Origin of the sequence: Nocardioides exalbidus, assembly GCF_900105585.1 — a bacterium.
Taxonomy (GTDB): Bacteria; Actinomycetota; Actinomycetes; order Propionibacteriales; family Nocardioidaceae; genus Nocardioides; species Nocardioides exalbidus.
Genome location: NZ_FNRT01000002.1, coordinates 594,503 through 618,025, shown reverse-complemented (window position 1 = coordinate 618,025; position 23,523 = coordinate 594,503). Strand labels below are relative to the sequence as shown.

Annotated in this window: 15 protein-coding genes; 12 read left to right on the top strand and 3 right to left on the bottom strand. The window is 63.8% G+C overall.

Annotated features, from left to right (window positions below):
* Nucleotides 1–28 precede the first annotated feature (28 nt).
* The gene (lexA, locus tag BLV76_RS03320) at nucleotides 29–751 is read right to left on the bottom strand and encodes a transcriptional repressor LexA (protein WP_175539551.1); all 723 of its coding nucleotides are present in this window, start codon (nucleotides 749–751) and stop codon (nucleotides 29–31) included.
* A 311-nt stretch (nucleotides 752–1,062) separates the two neighbouring features.
* Between lexA and BLV76_RS03315 the strand changes: the two genes are divergently transcribed.
* The 3 genes from BLV76_RS03315 (at nucleotide 1,063) to BLV76_RS03305 (ending at nucleotide 2,895) form a co-directional block, all read left to right on the top strand.
* Nucleotides 1,063–1,422, top strand: coding sequence for a LysM peptidoglycan-binding domain-containing protein (locus BLV76_RS03315; protein WP_090967858.1), 360 nt, complete (start codon nucleotides 1,063–1,065; stop codon nucleotides 1,420–1,422).
* Nucleotides 1,423–1,606: 184 nt separating this feature from the next.
* Entirely contained in the window at nucleotides 1,607–2,119 is a 513-nt protein-coding gene (locus BLV76_RS03310) for a hypothetical protein (RefSeq protein WP_139306454.1), read from the top strand.
* A 281-nt stretch (nucleotides 2,120–2,400) separates the two neighbouring features.
* On the top strand, nucleotides 2,401–2,895 hold the full coding sequence (locus tag BLV76_RS03305) for a hypothetical protein (RefSeq protein WP_090967856.1): 495 nt from the start codon (nucleotides 2,401–2,403) through the stop codon (nucleotides 2,893–2,895).
* A gap of 27 nt (nucleotides 2,896–2,922) precedes the next feature.
* Here the strand turns inward: BLV76_RS03305 and BLV76_RS03300 are convergent, their stop codons facing one another.
* Nucleotides 2,923–3,255, bottom strand: coding sequence for a hypothetical protein (locus BLV76_RS03300; protein WP_090967855.1), 333 nt, complete (start codon nucleotides 3,253–3,255; stop codon nucleotides 2,923–2,925).
* Nucleotides 3,256–3,599: 344 nt separating this feature from the next.
* On the opposite strand from BLV76_RS03300, the gene nrdR reads away from it, so the two are divergent.
* The 9 genes from nrdR (at nucleotide 3,600) to drmB (ending at nucleotide 21,506) form a co-directional block, all read left to right on the top strand.
* Complete coding sequence (nrdR, locus tag BLV76_RS03295; RefSeq protein ID WP_090967854.1) at nucleotides 3,600–4,091, top strand: transcriptional regulator NrdR; 492 nt, start codon at nucleotides 3,600–3,602, stop codon at nucleotides 4,089–4,091.
* A gap of 133 nt (nucleotides 4,092–4,224) precedes the next feature.
* Nucleotides 4,225–7,098: a vitamin B12-dependent ribonucleotide reductase gene (locus BLV76_RS03290; protein ID WP_090967853.1), complete on the top strand. Its 2,874-nt coding sequence runs from the start codon at nucleotides 4,225–4,227 to the stop codon at nucleotides 7,096–7,098.
* Nucleotides 7,099–7,212: 114 nt separating this feature from the next.
* Nucleotides 7,213–8,310: a DNA (cytosine-5-)-methyltransferase gene (gene dcm / locus BLV76_RS03285; RefSeq protein WP_281246148.1), complete on the top strand. Its 1,098-nt coding sequence runs from the start codon at nucleotides 7,213–7,215 to the stop codon at nucleotides 8,308–8,310.
* 9 nt (nucleotides 8,311–8,319) lie between these two features.
* Nucleotides 8,320–8,775, top strand: coding sequence for a very short patch repair endonuclease (locus BLV76_RS03280; protein ID WP_090967851.1), 456 nt, complete (start codon nucleotides 8,320–8,322; stop codon nucleotides 8,773–8,775).
* Entirely contained in the window at nucleotides 8,754–9,971 is a 1,218-nt protein-coding gene (locus tag BLV76_RS03275; RefSeq protein WP_090967850.1) for a type II restriction endonuclease, read from the top strand. The genes BLV76_RS03280 and BLV76_RS03275 overlap by 22 nt, the downstream gene beginning before the upstream one ends.
* Before the next feature lie 241 nt (nucleotides 9,972–10,212).
* Nucleotides 10,213–14,913, top strand: a complete 4,701-nt coding sequence (locus tag BLV76_RS03270; RefSeq protein WP_090967849.1) for a sacsin N-terminal ATP-binding-like domain-containing protein — start codon at nucleotides 10,213–10,215, stop codon at nucleotides 14,911–14,913.
* Nucleotides 14,910–16,655, top strand: a complete 1,746-nt coding sequence (locus BLV76_RS03265; protein WP_090967848.1) for a UvrD-helicase domain-containing protein — start codon at nucleotides 14,910–14,912, stop codon at nucleotides 16,653–16,655. The genes BLV76_RS03270 and BLV76_RS03265 overlap by 4 nt, the downstream gene beginning before the upstream one ends.
* A gap of 28 nt (nucleotides 16,656–16,683) precedes the next feature.
* Nucleotides 16,684–19,800, top strand: coding sequence for a helicase-related protein (locus tag BLV76_RS03260; protein WP_175539550.1), 3,117 nt, complete (start codon nucleotides 16,684–16,686; stop codon nucleotides 19,798–19,800).
* Nucleotides 19,797–21,506, top strand: coding sequence for a DUF1998 domain-containing protein (drmB, locus tag BLV76_RS03255; protein ID WP_090967846.1), 1,710 nt, complete (start codon nucleotides 19,797–19,799; stop codon nucleotides 21,504–21,506). Before BLV76_RS03260 ends, drmB begins: the two co-directional genes overlap by 4 nt.
* 368 nt (nucleotides 21,507–21,874) lie before the next feature.
* Here drmB and BLV76_RS21970 read toward each other — a convergent pair whose 3' ends face one another.
* Entirely contained in the window at nucleotides 21,875–23,425 is a 1,551-nt protein-coding gene (locus BLV76_RS21970; RefSeq protein WP_139306453.1) for an HNH endonuclease, read from the bottom strand.
* Nucleotides 23,426–23,523 lie beyond the last annotated feature (98 nt).

The window sequence follows — 23,523 nt, the reverse complement described above, 5'->3', positions numbered from 1 at the left end:
GCGCCCCGCGCCCGTGTCGAGACCCAGCTCAGATGCTGCGCAGGACCGCCGTCACAACGCCGAGGATCGTGGCGTTGTCACCCGGGATCGGGTCGTACGCGGTGTTGTGCGGCAGCAGCCAGACGTGGCCGTCCTTGCGCTGGAACGTCTTGACGGTGGCCTCGCCCTCGATCATCGCGGCGACGATCTGGCCGTTCTCGGCCGTCTGCTCCTGGCGGATGACGACGTAGTCGCCGTTGCAGATGGCCGCGTCGACCATCGAGTCACCGGAGACCTCGAGGAGGAAGAGCGTGCCGTCGCCGACGAGCTGCTTGGGCAGCGGAAAGACGTCGGTGACCTGCTCCTCGGCGAGGATCGGGCCACCGGCGGCGATGCGGCCCACGACGGGGATGTTGACCGCGGTCGGCGAGACGTCGCCGATGCCGGTCTCGTCGACGCTCGACTCGTCGCCGCTGGAGATCGAGCGACGGGCGGCCATCACCTCGGGCAGGAACACCTCGAGGGCGCGCGGACGGTTGGGGTCGCGCTTGAGGAAGCCCTTGCTCTCGAGCACGCGCAGCTGGTGGGCGACGCTCGAGGAGGAGGTCAGGCCGACGGCCTGGCCGATCTCGCGCATCGACGGCGGGTAGCCCTTGGACTCGATGGAGTCCTTGATGGTCGCGAGCACGCGCTGCTGGCGCGGGGTCAGGCCCGTCGCGTCCGGGGGACCGTCGGGCATCTCGATGACGTTCTTGTCGTCTGACTTGGCCATCTGTGGAACCTCTCGACGCATGTCTGGACGGGCTGGTGGTGCGACTGCCGGACCAGGCCGGCTGTGCGAGCACCGTAGCCCGAACCGAGGGGCGTGATCAAACATCTGTTCGAAGCCGCGTGTCGCGCGAGACCGGTGGCGACACGCCGAACATTTGTTCAACAGGGGTCTTGCATCGTTCGAACACGTGCTCTAACGTCGTACACCTGTTCGATCGAACGTCTGATCGACAACCACCCACTGTCGGTGGCTGTCGCTAGACATTCCTCCGACAACTTCCACCCGGCTGATCTTCCCCAGGAGGCCACACCATGAGCACCCTCAGCCTTTCTCCGGTCTTCACCGCCAGCCCCGCCACCGCTCGCCCGCGTTCGACCGTGCGGCTGACGCGACGTGGCCGGCTCGTCGTCTTCCTGACGTCGCTCTTCCTCGTCCTCGGCGTGGCGATCATGCTGGCCGGCGGTGCCGTCGGCACCGACTCGGCCGGCCAGCCCGTGCCGACCGAGGTCGTCCAGGTCGCCCCCGGCGACACCCTCTGGGGCATCGCCAGCGACATCGCCACCGAAGGTGACGTCCGCGGGATGATGACCCAGATCGAGCGGCTCAACGCCCTCGACTCCGCCAGCCTCACGGCTGGCCAGAAGCTCCGCGTCCCGGTCGTCACCGAGTAGGCGCAGAGGCCTCCATCAGCCGCTTCGACCCCGGCTGGTGGACCAAGGGGAAGGCGAGGGGCGGGCCATGTGCCCGCCCCTCGGCGCATTTCGGTTTGTCCACAGGCTTTGCCGACGCACTGGTTCGAGACGCTCCGTCATGGGTAACTTGACTGCGTTCAACGCTCTCGGGAAGGCCCACTCGATGCACGTACGCCGCGCCCTCGCGCTCGCCCTGGTCGCACCCCTGCTCCTCGCCGGGTGCTCCGACGACCCCGAGCCCAAGCCGAAGATGCCGGAGACGTCGACCTCGACGCCCACGGATGAGCCGACGGAGACCGAGACGCCTGAGGCCGAGAGCGCGGAGGAGTTCATCCGGCGCTGGGTGAAGGCGGGCGACGAGATGCAGGTGACTGGGGACACCGCCGAGTACGACGCCATGACGCCAAAGTGCTCGCCTTGTCAGGCGTTCGTCGACAACGTGAGCGAGGTGTACGCCGCCGGTGGAAGCGCCGAGTTCGCCGGTTCGACCATCGTGAGCATCAAGCAACTCGGCAAGACGCCTCCCACCTTCAACCTCACGAAAGATCTACCCGACACGGTCATCTCGCGACCGGGTGAGGCCCCGGAAACCCTGCCGGGAGGGCGCACCACGCTGAGAGTCACGCTTGGCAAGGCATCGGGCAATTGGGTCGTGACCCACTTTGGAATCCTGTGAAGCCCTTTCATGCACTCCGAGCCCTCGTGCTGGTGGCTGCCCTGCTCATCACTCCAGCTGTTTCGAGTCCAGCTTCTGCCGAGCCATCGCCATGCATCACCGTTGGGTGGGAACAGGCAGATGCCGAATGCCAGTGGACGTATGCCGACTACAGCTCGAGTTCCGGCTCCGGAGATGGGCACACGTGGGTCGTCACGATCCAGTGCAGCAATGGCGGCATCTGCGCTGAGCACGTCGAGTGTCTCGAGAACGGGGAGGAGGGCTTCGTCCACGACGTCTACATGGATGGCACCGACGTCGGCGACGTCTGCGTACCCGAGAGCCAAGTGGAGGAGGTCAACATCGCCGAGCTTGCTATCCGCGAGTTCAAGCGCCTGACGTGGCCCTCGTCCGAGCTCGTCGTCCAACCGCCCGGCGGCAAGACACTGGTCAACCTCGAGACGAACTTCTACACGACCAACGACCAGGTCAGCACGCGGACCGTCACGCTGGCCGGTCGCCGCGTCGAGATCCGTGCGATGCCGTCGTACACCTTCAAGTTCGGCGACGGTCAGAGCACGGCGACGACCAACCCGGGTCGCCCGCACCCGAATCTCGACGTCACCCACGTCTACCTGGCGACCGGCGACGTCGTGGTCAGCGTCGACACCACGTACGCGGGCCAGTTCCGGATCGGCGACGGCGACTGGCAGTCGATCCCGGACGCGCTCACCGTCGCCGGCGCCGGCTCGGACCTCCGGGTCGTCGAGGCGCTGCCCCAGCTCGTCATCCGCTGAGCGCGACGTCCTCGAGCGGACGCCGCGCTAGCGAGCCGCGCGCTTCCCGCCGACCGGCCGAGGAGCAGGAGCGGGGGAGTCGGGGGCCGAGGTGACCCCCAGGGCCCGCATCATCCGGGCGACCAGCAGCAGCCCCACGAAGAGGCACGCGATCGCGCCGAGGCAGGCGAGGGCCATGAAGCCCCAGGCGCCTGAGCTGCCCCCGCGCGCGGCCGTACCGAAGTCGATGGCGGCGTAGACGAGGTAGCCCCAGGCGACCACGCAGACGGTGATCGCCGCGCCCAGGAAGAGCGCCGCGCGGTTGAGGGAGCGGGGCTGGCGAGTGCCACGCCTCGACCCTGCTCGCTTCCCCGTGGACACGGGGAACAGTGTGACGCATGTGACCGGAGGGGGACACCCGAACTGACCACAAACACGGGTCGACACGCCGCCCCGACAGGACTCGAAATCGCTCTGACCTGCAGTTTTGTGAGCGCCGCCAAATTGGTCGGCAGAGGTTCCGCATTCGCTTGCCAAGCATTGTGGTCGGGGCGTACGGTTACCACTACATCTAGTAGTTACACCGCTGTAGTTATCCACATCTGGTGCACAAGCTAGAGGCCGAAGCGCACAGCTTGAGGCTAGTTGTCCACAGGAACATCCCCAAGCCGCACCCTGTTATGAGGGTGTACGAAGCGCGCCCTGACGACGCGAGAGGAGGACCCATGCACTGTCCCTACTGCAAGAACGAGGACACCAAGGTCCTCGACTCCCGCGTCGCCGACGACGGCGGTTCGATCCGCCGCCGGCGCACCTGCTCGGAGTGCGACCGCCGCTTCACGACGATCGAGAAGATGCAGCTCACGGTGCTCAAGCGCTCCGGTGCGACCGAGCCGTTCAACCGCGACAAGGCGATCGCCGGCGTCCGCAAGGCCTGCAAGGGCCGCCCGGTCACCGACGCCCAGCTCGCCTGCCTCGGCCAGGACGTCGAGGACGCCCTGCGCCTGAGCGGCCAGGCCGAGTTCGACGCGAACGACGTCGGCCTGGCGATCCTGGCCCCGCTGCGCGCGCTCGACGAGGTGGCGTACCTCCGCTTCGCGAGCGTCTACCGCGCGTTCGAGTCGGCTGACGACTTCGACGCCGAGATCAAGATGCTGCGGCTCGAACGAGCCGCAGCCGACGATCAGCCCGCCGCCGAATCGGCGCACTCGGGCTGACCCCCAGACGGCCCGGCAGGTAGTGGGGAAGCTGCCTGCCGGGCCTACCAATGCCGCGGACGCATTCCGCACACCTGCAGGACATCAGCACCACCACACGGCAGCACACACCACGAGGGAACGAGGAGCCCGAATGACCGAGACGGCGAGCGCCCGCAGCAAGCGTGCGACGAAGGGCAAGGGTCTGACGCTGGAGCGCGTCTTCAGCACCGAGGGCACCCACCCCTACGACGAGATCACCTGGGAGCGCCGCGACGTCGTCCAGACCAACTGGAAGACCGGCGAGACCGTCTTCGAGCAGCGCGGCGTGGAGTACCCCGACACCTGGTCGGTCAACGCCTCCACGATCGTCACCACCAAGTACTTCCGCGGCGCCGTCGGCACCGACGTCCGCGAGTGGAGCCTCAAGCAGCTCATCGACCGGATCGTGACGACGTACACCAGGGCCGGTGTCGACCACGGCTACTTCGCCACCCCCGGCGACGCCGAGATCTTCGAGCACGAGCTCACCTGGCTCTTGGTCAACCAGTACTTCTCGTTCAACAGCCCCGTGTGGTTCAACGTCGGCACGGCGTCGCCGCAGCAGGTCTCGGCCTGCTTCATCCTCAGCGTCGACGACTCGATGGACTCGATCCTCAACTGGTACAAGGAGGAGGGCTTCATCTTCAAGGGCGGCTCCGGTGCCGGCCTCAACCTCTCCCGCATCCGCTCGTCCAAGGAGCTGCTCAGCTCCGGTGGTACGGCGTCGGGTCCCGTCTCCTTCATGCGCGGCGCCGACGCCTCCGCGGGCACCATCAAGTCGGGCGGCGCGACGCGTCGTGCGGCCAAGATGGTCGTCCTCGACGTCGACCACCCGGACATCGAGGAGTTCGTGATGACGAAGGCGAAGGAGGAGGACAAGATCCGCGCCCTCCGCGACGCCGGGTTCGACATGGACCTCGGTGGCGCCGACATCACCTCGGTCCAGTACCAGAACGCCAACAACTCCGTCCGCGTCACCGACGAGTTCATGCGCGCCGTCGAGGACGGCACCGAGTTCGGCCTCCGCTCGCGCGGCACCGGCGAGGTCATCGAGACCGTCGACGCCCGCGACCTCTTCCGCAAGATCAGCGAGGCCGCGTGGGCCTGCGCCGACCCGGGTCTGCAGTACGACGACACGATCAACGACTGGCACACCAACCCCGAGACCGGCCGCATCACCGCGTCCAACCCGTGCTCGGAGTACATGTCGCTCGACAACTCGTCCTGCAACCTGGCCTCGCTCAACCTGCTGAAGTTCCTCAAGGACGACGACACCTTCGACGCCGCCCTGTTCGCCAAGGCCGTCGAGTTCATCATCACCGCGATGGACATCTCGATCTGCTTCGCCGACTTCCCGACCGAGCCGATCGGCAAGACCACGGTCGACTACCGCCAGCTCGGCATCGGCTACGCGAACCTCGGCGCGCTGCTCATGGCCATGGGCCTCGGGTACGACTCCGAGGGCGGCCGCTCGATGGCTGCCGCGATCACGTCCCTCATGACCGGCACGTCCTACAAGCGCAGCGCCGAGCTCGCCGGGATCGTCGGCCCCTACGCCGGCTACGCCCGCAACGCCGAGGCCCACAAGCGCGTGATGCGCAAGCACCAGGCGGCCAACGACGTCGTCCGCGTGCTGCACACCGAGGACGGCCGCACCCACAAGCTGGCGACGCAGGCGTGGGCCGACGTCATCAAGCTCGGTGACAAGAACGGCTTCCGCAACGCGCAGGCCTCCGTGCTCGCGCCCACCGGCACCATCGGCTTCATGATGGACTGCGACACGACCGGCATCGAGCCCGACTTCTCGCTGGTGAAGTTCAAGAAGCTCGTCGGCGGTGGCTCCATGCAGATCGTCAACCAGACGATCCCGCGGGCCCTGAAGAAGATGGGCTACCAGGAGGAGCAGATCGAGGCGATCGTCGCCTACATCGCCGAGCACGGCCACGTGGTCGACGCTCCCGGCCTCAAGCTCGAGCACTACGAGGTCTTCGACACCGCGATGGGCGCTCGTTCGCTCAAGCCGATGGGCCACGTGCGGATGATGGCTGCCGCGCAGCCGTTCCTCTCCGGCGCGATCTCCAAGACGGTCAACCTCCCCGAGAGCGCCTCGGTCGAGGAGATCGAGGACGTCTACATGCAGTCCTGGAAGCTCGGCCTCAAGGCGACGGCCGTCTACCGCGACAACTGCAAGGTCGGCCAGCCCCTGTCCGACGGTGGCGGCAAGGCCAAGAAGGACGAGGCCGACAAGGCCGCGGCCGACGCGGTCGTCGAGACCAAGGTCGTGGAGAAGGTCGTCTACGCCCCGGTCCGCAAGCGCCTGCCGAAGTCGCGCGTCTCCCGCACGACGTCGTTCACCGTCGGCGGTGCCGAGGGCTACATGACCTCCGGCGCCCACGACGACGGCCAGCTCGGCGAGGTCTTCCTCAAGCTCGGCAAGCAGGGCTCGACCCTGGCCGGCGTGATGGACGCCTTCTCGATCGCGGTGTCGATCGGCCTGCAGTACGGCGTCCCGCTGGAGACCTACGTCTCGAAGTTCACCAACCTGCGCTTCGAGCCCGCCGGCCTCACCGACGACCCGGACGTGCGGATGTCGCAGTCGATCATGGACTACATCTTCCGCCGCCTGGCCCTGGACTACCTGTCCTTCGACGAGCGCTCGGCTCTCGGCATCTACTCCGCCGACGAGCGCCAGCGCCACCTCGAGACCGGCTCCTACGAGCCGCTCGTGGAGGAGACCGGCAACGCTTCCGAGCTGGTCGAGGCGGTTGCTGCCCCGGTCGCCGCTGAGGTCGTCGAGGTCGAGGACGTCGTCGAGGCCACCGCCAAGCCGGCTCCGTCGGGTGCCAAGACCACCGCCGAGCTGTTCGAGCAGCTCACCGGTACGGCCGTCGACTCGCCGCTGTGCATGACTTGCGGCACGAAGATGCGGCCTGCTGGTTCGTGCTACGTGTGCGAGGGCTGCGGGTCCACCAGCGGCTGCAGCTGACCTGACACCTGGTGGGCTGGTTGCGGCGTGTCTCGTCGCTCCAGTCCACCAATGTCGGTGGGCCTGTCTAACCTGGCTCCGTAGGGTCGTCGAGCGCTTTGAAAGGGCATCACCGTGGTCTCCAAGATTGTCAGTCAGATCGATCGGAATCCCGACCCCACGTTTCGCTTCATCGACCTCTTCGCGGGGATCGGCGGCTGCCGGCTCGGCTTTGAGCGAGCTGGCGGGGAGTGTGTTTTCACGTCTGAGTGGGACCGATTCGCGCGCCAGACCTACGAGACCAACTATCCGACGGACGAGGGTAGTGAGCATGTCTTCGCTGGCGACATCCGCGAGGTGACGGCGTCCGAGGTTCCCGACCACGACGTACTTGTTGGCGGCTTCCCGTGCCAGCCGTTCAGCATCGCTGGTGTATCGAAGAAGAATGCCCTCGGGCGACCGCACGGCTTCCAGGACCCCACGCAGGGGACGTTGTTCTTCGACGTCGCGCGCATCATCGCCGAGAAGCGTCCGCGAGCGTTCGTGCTGGAGAACGTTCGCAACCTCGTGTCGCACGACAAGGGCAACACCTTCAAGGTGATTCGGGCCAAGCTCGAGGACGAACTTGGCTACGAATTCCACTCGATCGTCATCGACGCCAGTCGTGTTGTCCCGCAGGGTCGTCGGCGCATCTTCATGGTCGGCTTCGACAAGCGCGTTTTCCCCAACGGATCAGGCTTCACCTTCGAGGACTTCGAGCTCGATGGCGACTCACCCACCATGGAGTCCGTTTTGCACCGCGAGGATGGTTCTGAGGCTCCTCACCTGCCGTACACCGACGCTGTTGGCCAAGTCGCTCAGAAGTACACGCTGACGCCGGGGCTATGGCAGTACCTGCAGAACTACAAGAAGAAGCACAGCGCTGCGGGCAATGGCTTCGGTTTCGGCTTGGTCACCCGCAATGACGTTGCCCGCACGCTTTCCGCTCGGTATTACAAGGACGGGTCGGAAATCCTCGTGGACCAAGGAACGGACTCGCGCCCGCGTCGTCTCACCCCGCGCGAGTGTGCCCGGCTCATGGGCTTTCCGGATACCTTCGAGATCCCGGTGAGTGACACGCAGGCCTACAAGCAGTTCGGCAACAGTGTCGTGGTCCCGGTTGTCGAGGCCGTTGCGACACGAGTGGCGGAAGTCCTTGCGGCCCAGACTCGTGAGGTCGCCGCCGCGGGCTAGCCTCGATGCATGCCGGATATTGTGTCTCGCGAGGTCCGCAGCCGCATGATGTCTGGAATCCGCGGCAAGGACACCAAGCCTGAGGTCGTCCTCCGCAAGGCGTTGCACCGCCGGGGGTTCCGGTACAAGCTCCACGATCGGAGCCTGCCTGGTAGGCCCGACCTCGTGCTTCCCGCGCGTCACGCGGTTGTTCTCGTGAACGGATGCTTCTGGCATGCCCACGAAGGGTGTCCCTACTTCAAACTCCCCGCCACGCGGCCCGAGTTCTGGCGGGACAAACTGATGGCTAACCGCGAGCGGGATCAGCGCAACTTAAGTCTGCTTCAGGATGCAGGCTGGCGAGTCGCGGTCGTGTGGGAGTGCGCGACGCGGAAGGATTTCGACTCGACGGTTGATCAGCTCGAGGGCTGGTTGAGGGGAATGAGCCAGAGAGTCGACGTGGCATGGCTGCAAGCGCAAGGCTAGAGGACTACTTCGACGGAGCTGCAGGAAAGTACCTCAGCAGTGTCGAGACGGATCCCACCAGGTCGAACCAGCATGAATTCAATGGTGTCGCACCACTGATCGAGCTGCTTGACGTGCCGCCAGCTAACGGAGGCCGCAGGTTCGCGACCTCCTACGTGTACCTAGAGGACGACAACGACCCGCTCGTGGTCGACAGCACCTCAACGTGGTACGACGCTCGCGAAGCCCACCCGACGCGCACCGAGTACCGCTTCTACTATCCCGCTGGCATCGAGGTCATGAGTCGGGCGAAGTCCGGCGACTACCTGGTCCTTGCGAAGACGCGGTCAGATCCGCAACGCGACCTGTTGGTGATCGTGGCCGCTGGAGGGTCAACCCTTGCGCAGCAGGTGGAGGTCCTGTTTGGGCTGGAGCCCGCTGATCGGTTCGATGTTGAGACTGCTCCGTCGGGCGTCGACCTGAACTTCACGTCGCGTGCGCTTCTGGAAGCCCTCGGTTATGAGGTTGAGCTCGCTGACGACAACTTTCTCGATGTCCTTATCGAACGATTCGGGATGACCTTCCCTCAGACCAAGGTGTTCTCTGCCTTCGCGCGAGAGACCTTGCTGGCCGTTGACTCGCGCATTGACCCTGACGCGGCCCTTCTCGAGTGGTGGGAGCGCGAGGAGATCCTGTTCCGCACCTTTGAACGGCACGTGCTGTCCGAGAAGATCGCCGAAGCGGCGACCGACGTCGATCAGATACTCAAGCTCGCCATGAGCGCTTTCCAGCGCCGCAAGTCGCGCGCGGGTCACGCGCTGGAGAACCATGTAGCTGCAGTCCTTGAGGCCTGGGAGATCTCGTTCGATGCGCAACCCAAGACAGAGGGCAAGGTGCGTCCCGACTTCCTGGTACCGGGGGAGGTTGCCTACCGCGACCGCACCCACGACGCGGCGCGACTTCGCATGCTCGCGGTCAAATCGACCTGCAAGGACCGATGGCGTCAGATCCTGAGTGAAGCCGCTCGAATCCCGCACAAGCATCTGCTGACGTTGGAGGCGCCGATCAGTGAAGGCCAGACGACAGAGATGGCCGACAGCAACGTGACGCTCGTTGTACCGGCCGACCTCCATGGCGCATATCTGCCGTCACAGACAGTGTGGACTGTGGCGCAGATGTTGGAGGACTTTCAGGCTGTCACGGCGGGAGGCTCGTGACCGCGGCACGGGATGCGACATGTGATCGGTGCCGCTGCGGTCATTTGTCCGTGCAGTAGTCCGCAAGTATCGAGCGAAGTATCAATTGCGTCGAGCGCTCGGGTGAGTCGCTGTTCTCCTGCGTGTGTCGGACGGCTGATCTACATTCGTCCCGTACCGGAAGCGTGATTATGGGGGAACAGTGCACGGTTGGAAGGCTGGCTCGGCCGGTCTGGCATGGGTAGTAGACGAGCAGACGCGGGTGTGCCTGAACGTGTATGCCGAGGATGCGTCACGGGTGCGGCAGGACGCGAACAATGAGCGCCGCATCGCTCAAGGCGGCTACTCGTCGCGACAGTTCGAGGAACTGCTCCAGAACGCCACGGACGCTGCCGCCAAGGGCGGAGGTCGCGTCGAGGTCTACCTGAGCGACACGACTCTTTACGTGGCCAACGATGGGGAACCATTCACTGAGCGAGGCATTCGATCAGTCCTGGCGTCCGATATCTCCGCCAAGGACGATGAGCAGATCGGCAAGTTCGGAATCGGCTTCAAGTCGATCCTGGCGGTGTCGGACACGCCTAAGGTCTTTAGTCGCACAGTCTCCTTCGGATTTGACCGTATGTGGTCGACCGAGCTGCTTCAGAGCCGTGGGTACGACGAGGACCACTATCCGGTGATGCGGCTTGCTCGTGTCCTGGATCCGCAGGGGGACGGCGCGCATGCCGATCCCGTGCTGGCAGAACTCATGGACTGGGCGTCCACCGTGGTGGTGGCCACGCTGAACACGGACGTGACGCCCCTGGCGTCCCGACTCGCACAGTTTCCTTCTGAGTTTGTTCTGTTCTCCCCGCATCTCAAGACGGTCCGGATGCGAAGCAACGTGACTGGGCCTGACGGTCAGCCATCCATAATGGCGGGAGACCGCACCATTGCGCGGCAGGACCGTGGTGACGGCTTCGTTACCGTCGTCTCCGGGACAGGATCGACCACGTGGTCGCTCGTCACCAAGAAGGTGGCGGTATCGCGAGCCGCCTACGCCGAGGCTGGCCACGTTGCTGCGCGACAGTCCGTAGAGGTGCAGTACGCCGTCCAGTTCCCGCCGTCGAAGAGTGACGGTGCCTTCTGGGCCTACTTCCCGACCGAAACGAAGACGACGTTGTCGGGCATCGTGAATGCGCCGTGGAAGCTGAGCGACGACCGCCGTCACCTCCTGGATAGCAGCTTCAACAGAGAACTGCTCGAGGTCCTGCCACAGTTGGTCGGTTCGGCCCTGATCCGTTTCGGGGGCACGGACCAAGCGGTGAGCATCCTGGATGCGCTGCCGTCCCGTGGTGGCGAGCTCGGCGCCAAGGAGGCACGTAACTGGGCTGACGAGGAGATCAATGGGCCGATCTTCAGCCACATGAGGAAGGTCGCGTGTGTGCCGAACGCCGCGGGCGACCTGCGTAAGCCGAAGGAACTCCAGTGGGTCGGCAATATGGGCGCCAGCGGCTGGCTGGACAGGTGGGCCGCGACGGCTTCAGCACCGTTGGACCACTGGGTCGCAGGTGCCGCTTACGCGCCCGAAGAGCGACGCCTGAAGGTTTCGCGGTTGATGGGTGCAGGTGCTGCGATCGAAGACAGCGCAGCAGGGCTATCGGAATGGCTCGAGGCGCTAGTTGCAAGCGAAACGGTGGACGCGTCAGCAGACGCGATCCTGCTGGCCGAACATGTCTTCGCAGACGATGCGGGTATTGAGGAGTTCACGAGGCGGCGACGCGGCCAAGACGCGAAGGCACTTCAGCGTGAGGTTCAGGCCCAAGTGCGGGCAGCCAAGATCGTGCGCCTCGAGGATGGATCGCTCAGCGCGCCTGCCAAGGGGCGAGTCTTCGTGCGCGTGGCGGGGGATGACAGTTCCGACGTAGCGTTCGTTGATCGTGATCTCGCCAAGCGCCCAGGAATTCCGGATGCACTCGGTGTCCTCGGTGTGAAGCTCATGGACCTCAGCGGTGAACTTCGCAAGCTTCTGCACCGGTGGAATGCCAGTGCGAAGAGCCCGGCGGATGCCGCGATCTGGAGTGAAATCTGGCGGGTAATGCGCCAGCTTTCGCCCAGAAGTATCGACGACATCCTTCATGAGGACCTCCCGGGGGAATTCGTCAGATCAGGGCGCGTCAAGTCTGCTGCGGGAAGGTGGGTAAGGGTCTGCGACGCATTCATAGGTGGTCGGCTGGTGCCAGCCGATGGGAGTCGCGATCCGGGCTTCCTGATCGACCCCAAGTTCCACTCGCACGACGACGAGCTACTTCAGCACTTCGGAGCCGTGGAGGTTCCGCTGAGCCGAAGTGGCAAGCTCGGCGAGCCATGGCTCGAGGAATGGGCGGAGATGGCTCGTCAGGCCTTCGTCGATAACACAAGGTTCGTCGACCCCAAGAAGGCCGAGATTTCGATGCCCGCGAGCGTGACATGGCCGCTTCAGCCAGTCACGCTCATGAGCGCCGAGGCCAAACGGATCGTGACGGAGCTACTGCTCAGGCGCACCTTGCCACCGCCCGTGAGGGTGGCAAACCGTGGTGAGTCGGTCACCGTGGTGGGGCCGGAGACCTTCTTCCTTTGGCGGAACGCCCACTTCGCGACCTCGCACGGAACGCTTCGCCCGTCGGACACCGTGGTTCCGTTGGAGGGTGTCAGGCCTGAGGTCTTCCCGACTGTAGACATCGCACCTAGCGCGGCGTCCATGCTCGGCGTTAAGGCATCACTCGAGGAGCTTGGCGGAGAATCGTGGCGTCGGATGAAGCACGTTGTAGATAACTGGCGCTCCCCGGATAGGGACGCGGACCGTTCCCACTTCTACGCGTGGAGTCTGTACCACGGACCGGCGGACCTCCTCACAAATTCACCTCCGGTCGTGGCAGTCGGCAACAGCCGGCAACCAGTGGAGGTGCAGAACGTCGGCGTGACGAGTTCGTCCACCACTTACGACTCTCTGCTCGATGCGGGTATCCCTGCCCTCCTCGTGGAGGAACCCACGGATCTCGACGAGTTCGTCCGTAAGCTCGAGATGCCCTTGGGCGAGGACTTGCTCCAAGAGGAGGTAATCGTCGAGCCATCCGGTGAGTTGGTACACCTGACCGATGAGTTTCCACCGCTGAAGATCCGGTTGCAGACTGCTGACCAAGACCTGAAGCTGCAGCCGGCAAGCCGCATCGAACGCATGACCGCCACGCCAAAGGGCCAGGTGGCCAAGCGGCTGGCCTTCCGTCGGGAGTCCGGGACGCTCTTCGTGACTGGCGAGTCGGCCCGCGATCGCCTCGCGCAGGTCTCTGAAGCGCTTGGGCTCGACCTCGGACGTGAGGGCGTGGACCAGGTCCTCGCCTCGATGGCAAAGGCCGCGACTGACAAGCTTCGTACGCAGGTGAAACGCTGCAAGGACCACAATGAGCGGCTTGTGTTGGCAGCAGGTGTCGAGGCACTGCGTCGTGCCGTCCCCGCGCAAGCACTCACCGTCCTCGAGCAAGCGACGGGGGAGGCCTCGCCAACACAGGTGGCAGCCTTGGCCCAAGCTGTCCACGGTGTCGGAATCCTGAAGGTGCTCAGTCCTGCGCTGGAAGAGAACGGACTGATGCCGCCTCGCGAGTGGACAGGGCGTCGGCTCCCGCGGCAGTGGGTCGACGGACTTGGTTTCCCGGGAGACTGGGCCGGGTTCCCGGGGAGCCAGCGAGCTGCCGTAGAGGTGGTAGATGGGCCAGCTGTGCTGAGTCCGCTGCACGCCTACCAGAAGGTCGTCACCGAGCGGATCGAGGAACTCCTGCGCGGGGTGGGACCAGATCGCGGGATGGTCTCGTTGCCGACAGGAGCCGGCAAGACGCGAGTTACGGTGGAGGCCCTTGTGCAGGCCGTCGCACTGGAGCTGGTCGCCCCCGACAAGCCCTTGGTCTGGATTGCACAGACGGATGAACTGTGCGAGCAGGCGGCTGAGACCTGGACGTATGTCTGGCGCGCCATCGGGCCTCAGGTTCCTATGCGTCTGGGTCGCTTATGGGGCAGCAACGAGGTGCCGGAGGAGCCGGGCGCGTTCCAACTGGTGATCGCCACAGTGCAGAAGCTGTCGTCCCTACAGAAGCGGGGCGAGGAGTATGACTGGTTGCGCGACCCATCCATCGTCGTGATTGATGAAGCGCACACGTCGATCGCAACCTCCTACACCCAAGTGCTGGACTGGATGGGGCGTGGAGGTCGGGGTCGCGACAGGGACATCCGACGTCCGCTACTCGGTCTGACAGCTACACCATTCCGGGGGACCTCGGAGGTGGACACGGACCGACTCGTGGGAAGGTACGACGGCAATCGGCTGGATCAGGGCGCCTTCCGGAAGGAAGACCCGTACGAAGAACTCCAAGACATGGGCGTTCTGGCGCAGGTGCGCCACGAAGTGCTTGACGGGATCGACGTCACGCTCAGCGCGCAAGACAAGGCGGAGATCGAAAAGACTCGGAAGTTGCCGTCGACGGTGTCCGAGCGACTGGGGTCGGACCTCGAGCGAACCAAGCGCGTGGTGGATCACATCGCGTCGTTGCCGGACGACTGGACGGTGATCGCATTCGCCCCGTCGGTGGAGAATGCACGCGTCGTGGCGGCGCTACTCGCCCAGCGCGGGGTCCCCGCGGTCTCCGTTTCCAGCGATACCGAGCCAGCGGTGCGCCGTCATTATGTCGAGGAGTTCAAAGCGGGGCGCATCAGGGTGATCACGAACTACAACGTTCTCACCCAGGGTTTCGACGCTCCGCAGGTGCGAGCGGTATACGTCGCCAGACCCACCTTCAGCCCGAACGTCTACCAACAGATGATCGGACGCGGGCTCAGAGGACCGCTCAACGGCGGGTCGGAAGAAGTCCTCATCGTCAACGTGGAGGACAACTTCGATCAGTACGGCGACTTGCTGGCCTTTAACGAGTTCGAGTACCTCTGGACGAAGCGTTGAGCGATGTCTGCCTCGACGACGACCAGTTGACCGTCGCCACTTGTGACCCATCGGAACGGCAGGTCGTCATTGCTGGGCCTGGGGCAGGGAAGACGCACGTTGTTGCCCGTCTGGTGGAGAACCTGATCATTGACGAGGGCGTCGACCCGGTAAACGGACTGCTGGTGCTGAGCTTCTCCAACGCTGCTGTGCACGCTGTCCACGCTCGGCTCAAGGCGCACGATGTCCCGCCCGTTCAGGTGCGGACTATCGATTCTCTGGCCGGCCTGATCCTGCGTCGGTATGCGGAGGATGACCCGACGAGCTCCTCCTTCGAGGCACGCGTCTCTCACGCAACAGAACTACTCAAGACCGGCGGATGGGATGACGGCGAGGACATCGAGCATGTCTTGGTCGACGAGGTGCAGGACGTAGTGGGCGTGCGAGCCGATTTCGTGTTGGCGCTTCTCGCATCGATTCCGAAGGAGGCTGGGATGACCCTCCTGGGCGACCCCGCGCAGGCGATCTACGATTTCCAGCTAGCGGAGGAAGGCGGAGGAACCACCTCGTCCGAGATGCTCGACCAAGTGCGGGCCGACGGGGCTCGGACAGTGTTTCTGCGAGGTCAGTACCGCGCACGGAGCCGTGACGCGGTCGCCGCTGCTGGCCTCCGCATGTCGGGCGCCGATACAGCGGATCCTGACGACGTCGAGGATTTCTGGAATGAAGTGGTTCCGCTTGGCAGCGCAGGTGAGGCGTGGGACGTGCTGGCAACCCGGTCGGGCACCAAGGCCTTCCTGACGGGGACGAACGGGCACGCATTGCTGGTGGCGTCGGCGCTGCGCGACATGGGGCTGAGGGTGACCCTGCACCGCGGCGCACAGCAGCAGTGCTTAGCGGCCTGGATAGCACTTGTCTTCGTTTCGCCCGCAGCCTCGCTGGCTCGCGATGAGTTCCGAGATCTGCTGAGCGAGGTCGCCCCCAAAGTGGATACCGCCGTCGCCTGGCAAGCGCTCAGGTCCGTCGTATCAGGGCGCGGCACGGAGATCGACAAGGTTGCTCTGGCTTCGTCGCTCCGAGCACGGTTCACCTTCGCCCCGGAACTCGTCTCCGTCCCCGACGCAGATGTGGTGGTGTCGACGGTGCACCGAGCCAAGGGTCTGGAGTTTGACCACGTCGCCTTGGTGGAGGATCTATCGCCGGGCCAATCCCGCACGGCTGAGGAGGAGTCAAGAGGACGGTTCGTTGCCCTGACCCGGGCGAAGGATCTGCTTCTGAGAGTGCCCGGACCCTCCGATCGCACGGTTCGGCTACACAAGCCGCCTCCACCAGCAGGGGCCCGGTGGATCCGCGGAGGTCCGCAGAAGTGGCAGACGTTGGCGTTCGAGATGCGCATGGGTGACATCGATGGAGACGCTGGCGGCGATCTCGGTGTTACGGGGGCCACCGGAATGCTGGACGTGAAGTACCTCGTCGGGAGGTCCGCTCGCCTGACGCCTGATCTTGTCCTCTCCACTTTGGAGCGACCCATCTACAGCGTGGAGATCGAGGGTAAGTCCGTCGGCGTAACGACCGAGGCATTCGGGACGGACCTTGTGAGCCGCATCGGAGGGCTGGAGAGGCGTCGCCGCGGTTGGCCAACTCTTACTAATGCCTACATCGAGGATGTGGCCACGTTTGTGGACGAATCCCTTAAGTTCCGGCTCATACCGGTGCTGTCCGGACTTGCCGACATCGAATGGAGCGACAGCGACGGTGAATGACATTTCTGCGTGGTACGACGCCCGTCGGATGATGGTCGAGGCGCTGGTGGCCGATCTGCAGGGCACGCATGACCACGAGCTGATCGACGAAGCGCCATTGAGGCGATTCCTTGTTGGCGTGCTCTACCCAAGGGGCACCTCGGCCGAACCGCAACCGGACTCGACGCTGGGTGACGACACTGATCAGGACGCCGGAACCGAGGTGGACGCTACCTACGACCCGGGTGTTTCGTTTGCTCATACTCGTCGGCCATCGACCATTGGTCTGACCACCTCGGTCAGTGCCGTTACCCCGGTCATCAACGTGACGGTGCAAGCCGATCGTTACGAGCGGGTGTCTGAAGAATCTGCGAGCAACTCATGGAGCAGGGTTCCGTTCGGACCCGTCGAGGTTGACCTCACTCTGGCGGTCACCGGGTCTGGGCAGTCCGTCCTGGGACAAGGCCTGGTGTTGCGCTATGTGATCCGGCCGGTGAAGGACGGGCGTCGAAGTGTGACGGTCGTGCTGCTCAACGACTTGTCAGAGCCCTTGCAGGGAGCACCCGACGGTGCTTGCTGGTTCCGGCCCTCGCTCACAGTTCGCACGCCGGATGGCGAGTTCGTGGACCGGCGTCCCAGCCCGAGCGTCGAATTCATGGACGACGACGAGATGAGCAGCGCGCTGCTACACCGCCGCCAGCGCAACCTCGCTGTAGGTCACGGCGTCGCCGTCGAATGGGAGGAAGGGCTCGTGGTCCGTCAATTGACGACCACATTCTTCCCCCAACACGACCTGCCTCTGGCCGATGCCAGCCGTGCTGATGTGCCGTCTCTGGATATGCAGATGCTGGCCTCCGGTGACAGAACCCTCCTGTACGCATTGGTCGAAACCTACGAAGCGTGGATTCACGACCGCAGCATCATCGACCTAGAGTCTCTAGACGGAGCCCACCTGGACACCGCGGGGAGGCATCTCCGAGAAGCTGAGGCAGCCGCTCGAAGGATGCGACGAGGCATCTCGCTCCTCGAGAGCGATGCGATGGTCGCTCGTGCGTTCGCGGCCATGAACGAGACGATGCGTAGCCAAAGGCAACGTCAGGAGGTGCTGAGGACCGGTTCGGACCGACACATCGACGCCGTCGTCGCAGCGTGGCGCCCGTTCCAGATGGCCTTCATCCTGATGAACATCGAAGGGGTCGTTAACCCGGCCAGCAACGATCGCGAGATTGCGGATGTGCTGTGGTTTCCCACCGGCGGTGGGAAGACCGAGGCCTACCTCGGCCTGATCTCACTGACCTTAGTGCTTCGGCGTTTGCGAGGGACCGGCAGCGATGGGCAGGGGGGCGGCGTGGGTGTCCTCATGCGCTACACCCTGCGGCTGCTGACCCTTCAACAATTCGAACGGGCTGCGGGCCTCGTCTGCGCACTTGAGGTTTGGCGGGCCGGGCAGCCCGACCTCTCGTCGAAGTCGCCGTTCACCATTGGGCTGTGGGTGGGACAAGGAGCGACACCGAACAACGTGAGGGACGCCGGCAAGGCGCTGCGTGACAGAGCTCGCGGGCTCACCCCGGAGAATGGGGATCCCGTCCAACTGCTGCGTTGCCCTTGGTGTGGGAGCAGGCTGTCTGAGGTCGCCTACGTCGCTGACAGGGCGGCCGATGAACTACGCGTTGAGTGTCCCGGGACCACCTGCCCATTCGCGGCAGGGCTGCCGGTCGCATTGGTTGACACAGACGTGTACGCGAAGCGACCGTCCTTGGTCATCGGCACCGTTGACAAGTTTGCGATGTTGGCGTGGAATGCCGATTCGAACAGCATCTTCGGGGGAGGTACAGACGCCCCACCCGAACTGGTTATCCAGGATGAGCTGCACCTTATCAGTGGACCCCTCGGTACATTGGTCGGCTTGTACGAGACCGCCGTGGACCGGCTTGCGACCGACCCGCACACGGGTGCCGGTCCCAAGGTGGTGGCGTCCACGGCAACCATTCGACGATCTGCCCAGCAAGTCCGCGCAGTGTTCAACCGGGAGTCGCGACAGTTCCCGCCACCCGGAATAGAAGCAGGGGATTCCTTCTTTGCCGTCGATGCGTCATCGGCGACGAAGGGCACCCGGCAATACGTCGGCGTCATGGCACCAGGCGCGAGCCACGCGACCCTGACGGTTCGTGCCTATGCGGCGCTCCTCCAGGCAGGAGCCGGGATGGAGGTGCCAGACGAGGTCCGGGATGCCTACTGGACGCTGCTCGGCTACTTCGGGAGCCTAAGGGTTCTTGGAGCGGCCTACATCGCAACCATCGACGACGTCCGGGACCGCATCAAGGTCGTCGCATCGCGGTTGGGGCAGTCCGAGCGCAAGACCCGAGACCCCCGCGAGCTGACGTCACGCAAGAAGGCAAGCGAGATCCCCGTCGAGCTCGATGCCTTGCAGACTCCCTATCCATCTCCCGAATCTCCGGACACCGTGCTGGCGACGAACATGATCTCTGTCGGCCTGGATGTCGACAGACTTGGCCTCATGGTCGTCTCCGGGCAACCCCAAACAACGTCGGAGTACATCCAAGCGACCAGTCGAGTAGGGCGTCGCCACCCCGGTTTGGTGATAACCCTGTTCAATGCTGGCCGATCGAGGGACCTCTCCCATTTCGAGTCATTCACCACGTACCACCGTTCGATCTACCAGCAGGTTGAGGCAACCGGTGCCACGCCTTTCGCTCCCCGAGCCCTGGACCGTGGGCTTCACGGCGTGGTTGTAGTCCTCCTCCGGCACCTGCTTACCGGCGCACGGCCGGATTCAGCAGCGGGCATGGTCGACGAGGTGAGTCGCTCAGATCTCGACGATGCCTTGGCTTGCGTCCTGGAGCGCGTCCGCAGTATCGCGCCCGAGCAGGAGGATGAGGTGCTGCAAGCCGTCGACGCTCTGGTGGACCACTGGAGGGATGCGGTTGCCGATGGATACGTGTCGAAATACGCAGGCTGGAGATCTCCGGATGCGGCGCTGATGGTTCCGGCAGGCGCCCAAATGCAAGGTGCGGATAACGAACCGTTGGTGGAAGTTTTCCCACCCAGCCGGCCCGCTTGGCCGACGCTGACGAGCCTCAGGAATGTCGACAGCGAGAGCACACTGCGGTTGGTCAACGTGAAACGAGAGGCCCGCACGCCATGAAGCCTGAGGACACACGAGTGCGGCAGAGCCAATTGGTCTCCACTTTCGGGGTCGGCGCAATCTTCCCCTCGGGCGATCACAGCTACCTGATTTGTGGCCTTGATGAGTGGGACGACCGGAGGTGCACCCCGATCGAGGAGCCGCGGCTCGCGCGGTCGTTGGGAGTCTCCCTGTTCAGGGCACCCTCCACGGGCGCGCGGCGCGGGGACGTCCCCGTTGTCCGCTTTCCTGAGTTCCAGTACTGCCCGGAGTGCCGCCGCTTGGCGCGCTACTGGGAGTTCGATGCCCAGAAGATGCAATGCCAGGAATGCATCCGCGAACTAACCCCGTCACGTTTCGTGGCCTGTTGCGAGAACGGACATCTTGAGGAGTTCCCGTACTTCCAATGGGTTCACCGCCGCGTGGAGGGGGCCGTCACTTGGGACGAGTCCGCCGAGCACTCCCTGCGGTTGGAGACTCGCGGGACATCGTCTTCCTTGGGGGACATCGTGATCAGGTGTTCCTGCGGAGTTCCGCCGCGTGACCTGGAAGGAGCGTTCGGGCGCAACGCAGTCGCCATGGTCAAGGGCTGCTCCGGCCGGCGTCCGTGGCTGCCCGGCTCTGAGCCTGAAGCCTGCGACAAGAACCTGCGTGCCCTGCAGCGCGGTTCCGCGAACGTGTGGTTCGCGTCTGTGCGATCCAGCATCTCGATCCCACCGTGGTCTAGCCCGAGTGCGCGCCTCGTAACCAAGCTCTGGGACTCGTTCGAGGTGCTCGACGACGTGGCAGTGCGCACCGTTGTGGAAGCACAGGCGGCGAAGAATCGTGACGTAGATGTCGAAAGCGCCATGGCCTTGGTGGCCCAACGGCGGGGCGTAATAGCAGGCCCTCCGCCAACCGAGGCGGAACTCCGTGCAGAGGAGTACCAAGCGCTCGTCGACGGCAACCACGGCGGTCGACAAGATTCGTTCCAATGCGTCGCCGTGGACGTGTCCCCGAGTCTGTCGTGGATTCTGGCGCAGGTCTCAAAGGTCACTCGCCTACGTGAGGTCAGGGCTTTGAGTGGCTTCTCTAGGGTGACTCCGGTGGCCACGGAACAAGGGCCTTCGGCGGGGCTTAGCCTGCGACGCCACGACTGGTTGCCGGCCGTCGAGATCTTCGGCGAAGGCGTCTTCGTCCGCCTGGATGAGGGCCTTGTAGCCGATTGGGAGTCTGGGAGCGAGGCTAACGATCGCCGCACCATGCTCGCCACCGCGATTCAGGCCCGAGACAGCGACACAGGGTCGAACGTGGAAGCGCCCTCTACTCGCTTCCTCGCGGTCCACACGCTCGCACATGCGGTACTAAAAGAACTCAGCCTCGATGCCGGTTACCCCGTGGGCGCTCTGCGGGAACGGATCTACGCCGAGAAGGAGCAGGCGGGCTTCCTCGTGTACACGGCGTCATCGGACGCAGCCGGGAGCCTTGGAGGTCTAGCTGCACTAGCAGACCAGGAGCGCATGGCCGAGATCCTGCGGAACGCAGTCACTAGGGCACGTTGGTGTTCCAATGACCCCGTTTGTTCGGAGTCAGGGCCCTCAGGCAGCGACGGGTTGAATCTCGCAGCGTGCCACGCATGTCTGCTGCTGCCGGAGACGAGCTGCGAGCACCGGAACATCTTCTTGGACCGTGTGGCGATGGTAGGAGTGGATGGCGAAGCAACTACTGGAATGTTGAGCGGGATGTAGCACGACACGTCCCCGTCATCCCGGGCGCGAATAGGCATCGCGAATCGGACGCCGAGCGCCGGATGAGTCTTTGCGGATCGATGCCGCCTGAAACCTGTCCTCCTTCCGCCGCTGAATTCTGACCCTTCGTCGAGACGGTGAGGCACGAGGACTGGACTGTTGTCGATGGAGGACTGGGGAGAGATCCGTGTGCTGCACCAAGCTGAGAGGAGTTGCCTATCGAGACGATCGCTAGGGCGTCTACGGTGTCCCGCGCGACAAGGTGCCCGCTGCGGCGGAGGCGGGTTTGCTGGAGCCCACATTCCTGCCCCTCGAGGACGCGCAGCCTCAGATCACCTATGATCCGCCTGCGCGGGAAACGTAAGTGCCTACTTCCAGTAGGCACCGTACTCAGTATCGCCCTGCCCAAGGAGCGCGTAAGAGAGTTTGAGTGCCACGCCTTCAAACGAGTCCTTTCCTCCCTGATTCTTCGTCAGTGCGTCTTGAACCGCTAGCATCCTTCCGTCACGATCGAGTGATGCAGTCCAAACTGGGTGATCGCAAATGTTCTTGATCGACTTTTCGATAGCGTCACGCTGGGTTTGATCGGGAACGCCATCAAGCATTTTGGAGTCCCCCTTTATCATGACGTATCCGTACAGTTGGCCGAGCAGATTCGAGATATGTTCGAGAGAAGCTTGCTTGAATAGTCGTCGGCTTCGTTCAATAAAGATCTCGTCAGGTGTTCCATCATCCCTTTTGGTCGCGAGCTCATCGAGAACAAGATTCCACATCCAGACGATATTCTCGACTTCTTCTTCGCGACGACTAGTCGACTCGTAGAACGGATCCTTGAGTGGCGCGCTACTCAACATCTTGTCCAGGATCTGACGCTTGATCATGCCTTCCGTCAGGCTGGGTGAGGCCGACGCCTCCGTGAAGTTGTTAGCTCGAAAATTGGAGTGTTCCAGCACTCTTTGCATAAGTGCTGACTGAAAGGCGGCCTTGGCGCGGGTACGTTCTGCACCGCTTGGCACCCACCTTAGGAACCCGTCTTCGCTGGCACTCTTGCCTTGGTCGGCCATCGCGGATTCGTACTGGTCGACCTTATTGCGCCATTCGTCTGACATCTTCGATGCGAGTTCGAACGCCGAGAGTGGGAGCTTCTTGATCTTCGATTGAATTGAGTTGACGAGATAGTTGGCAGCAGAGACGCTCATGTCTAGGTAGAGCTTAATGACGATGGTCATGCGCCCCTGCATCCAGCAAGCAATCGTCTTGTGCTGGCCGTCAAACATCAGGATTCGCTGAAGACCGTTCTTATCCGGCTCGTCGAGCCTGCAGCCAGGTGGCTCGTGAAGTGGATTCTTCAAGAGATCGCTGTAGATCATGAATGCGTGGTCATATCGGATATTTCGGGGCTGCACGCGAGCGTCGTTGAATAGAGCAACCCTCGGTACCTCGACGAAGCAGAAGGTGAAGTCAGTGCCCCCTACGCTTTCTCGATGCAACTGGGACGAGGTAGTTGACTTGTCCGCGAATGAGATATCCGCTGATGTCGGAGAAAGCTCGACGTGCGACGGTCCAGGCACGATGTCAAAGTGGGTCGTCACGCCATCATACTTAAGGCGCCCGCCGTTTTCTCGCATGAACCGACGTAGGCGAAGATAGGGTTGAATCTGGGTCGTGGAAAGATTTCGCTTGGACCTATTACATTCCAAGTGAGCGAGATGGAGGTTTGCGAGGACCGTTGGCCCTCCCTCGCCCTCTGGCTCATCGTGATCGGCCTCGAGAACCTCGGACGCAATGTGCATCTGTCCACTACAGAGCCAGCAGATGCCGCCTTGCTCGTCGAGGAGGTACTTGCCGATCACCTCGGGATCGTTGCGCTCGTTGGCTGGCAACTTGTTCACGAGGGACTTGGCGATGTTGTACGGCATTCAGATCTCCACGGTCGGCTGGAATGACCCTATGGCACGCAACGACAGGCCGTCATGGATCAAGGTCGGATGTGGACGAGCCGCCCGAAATCCAGACG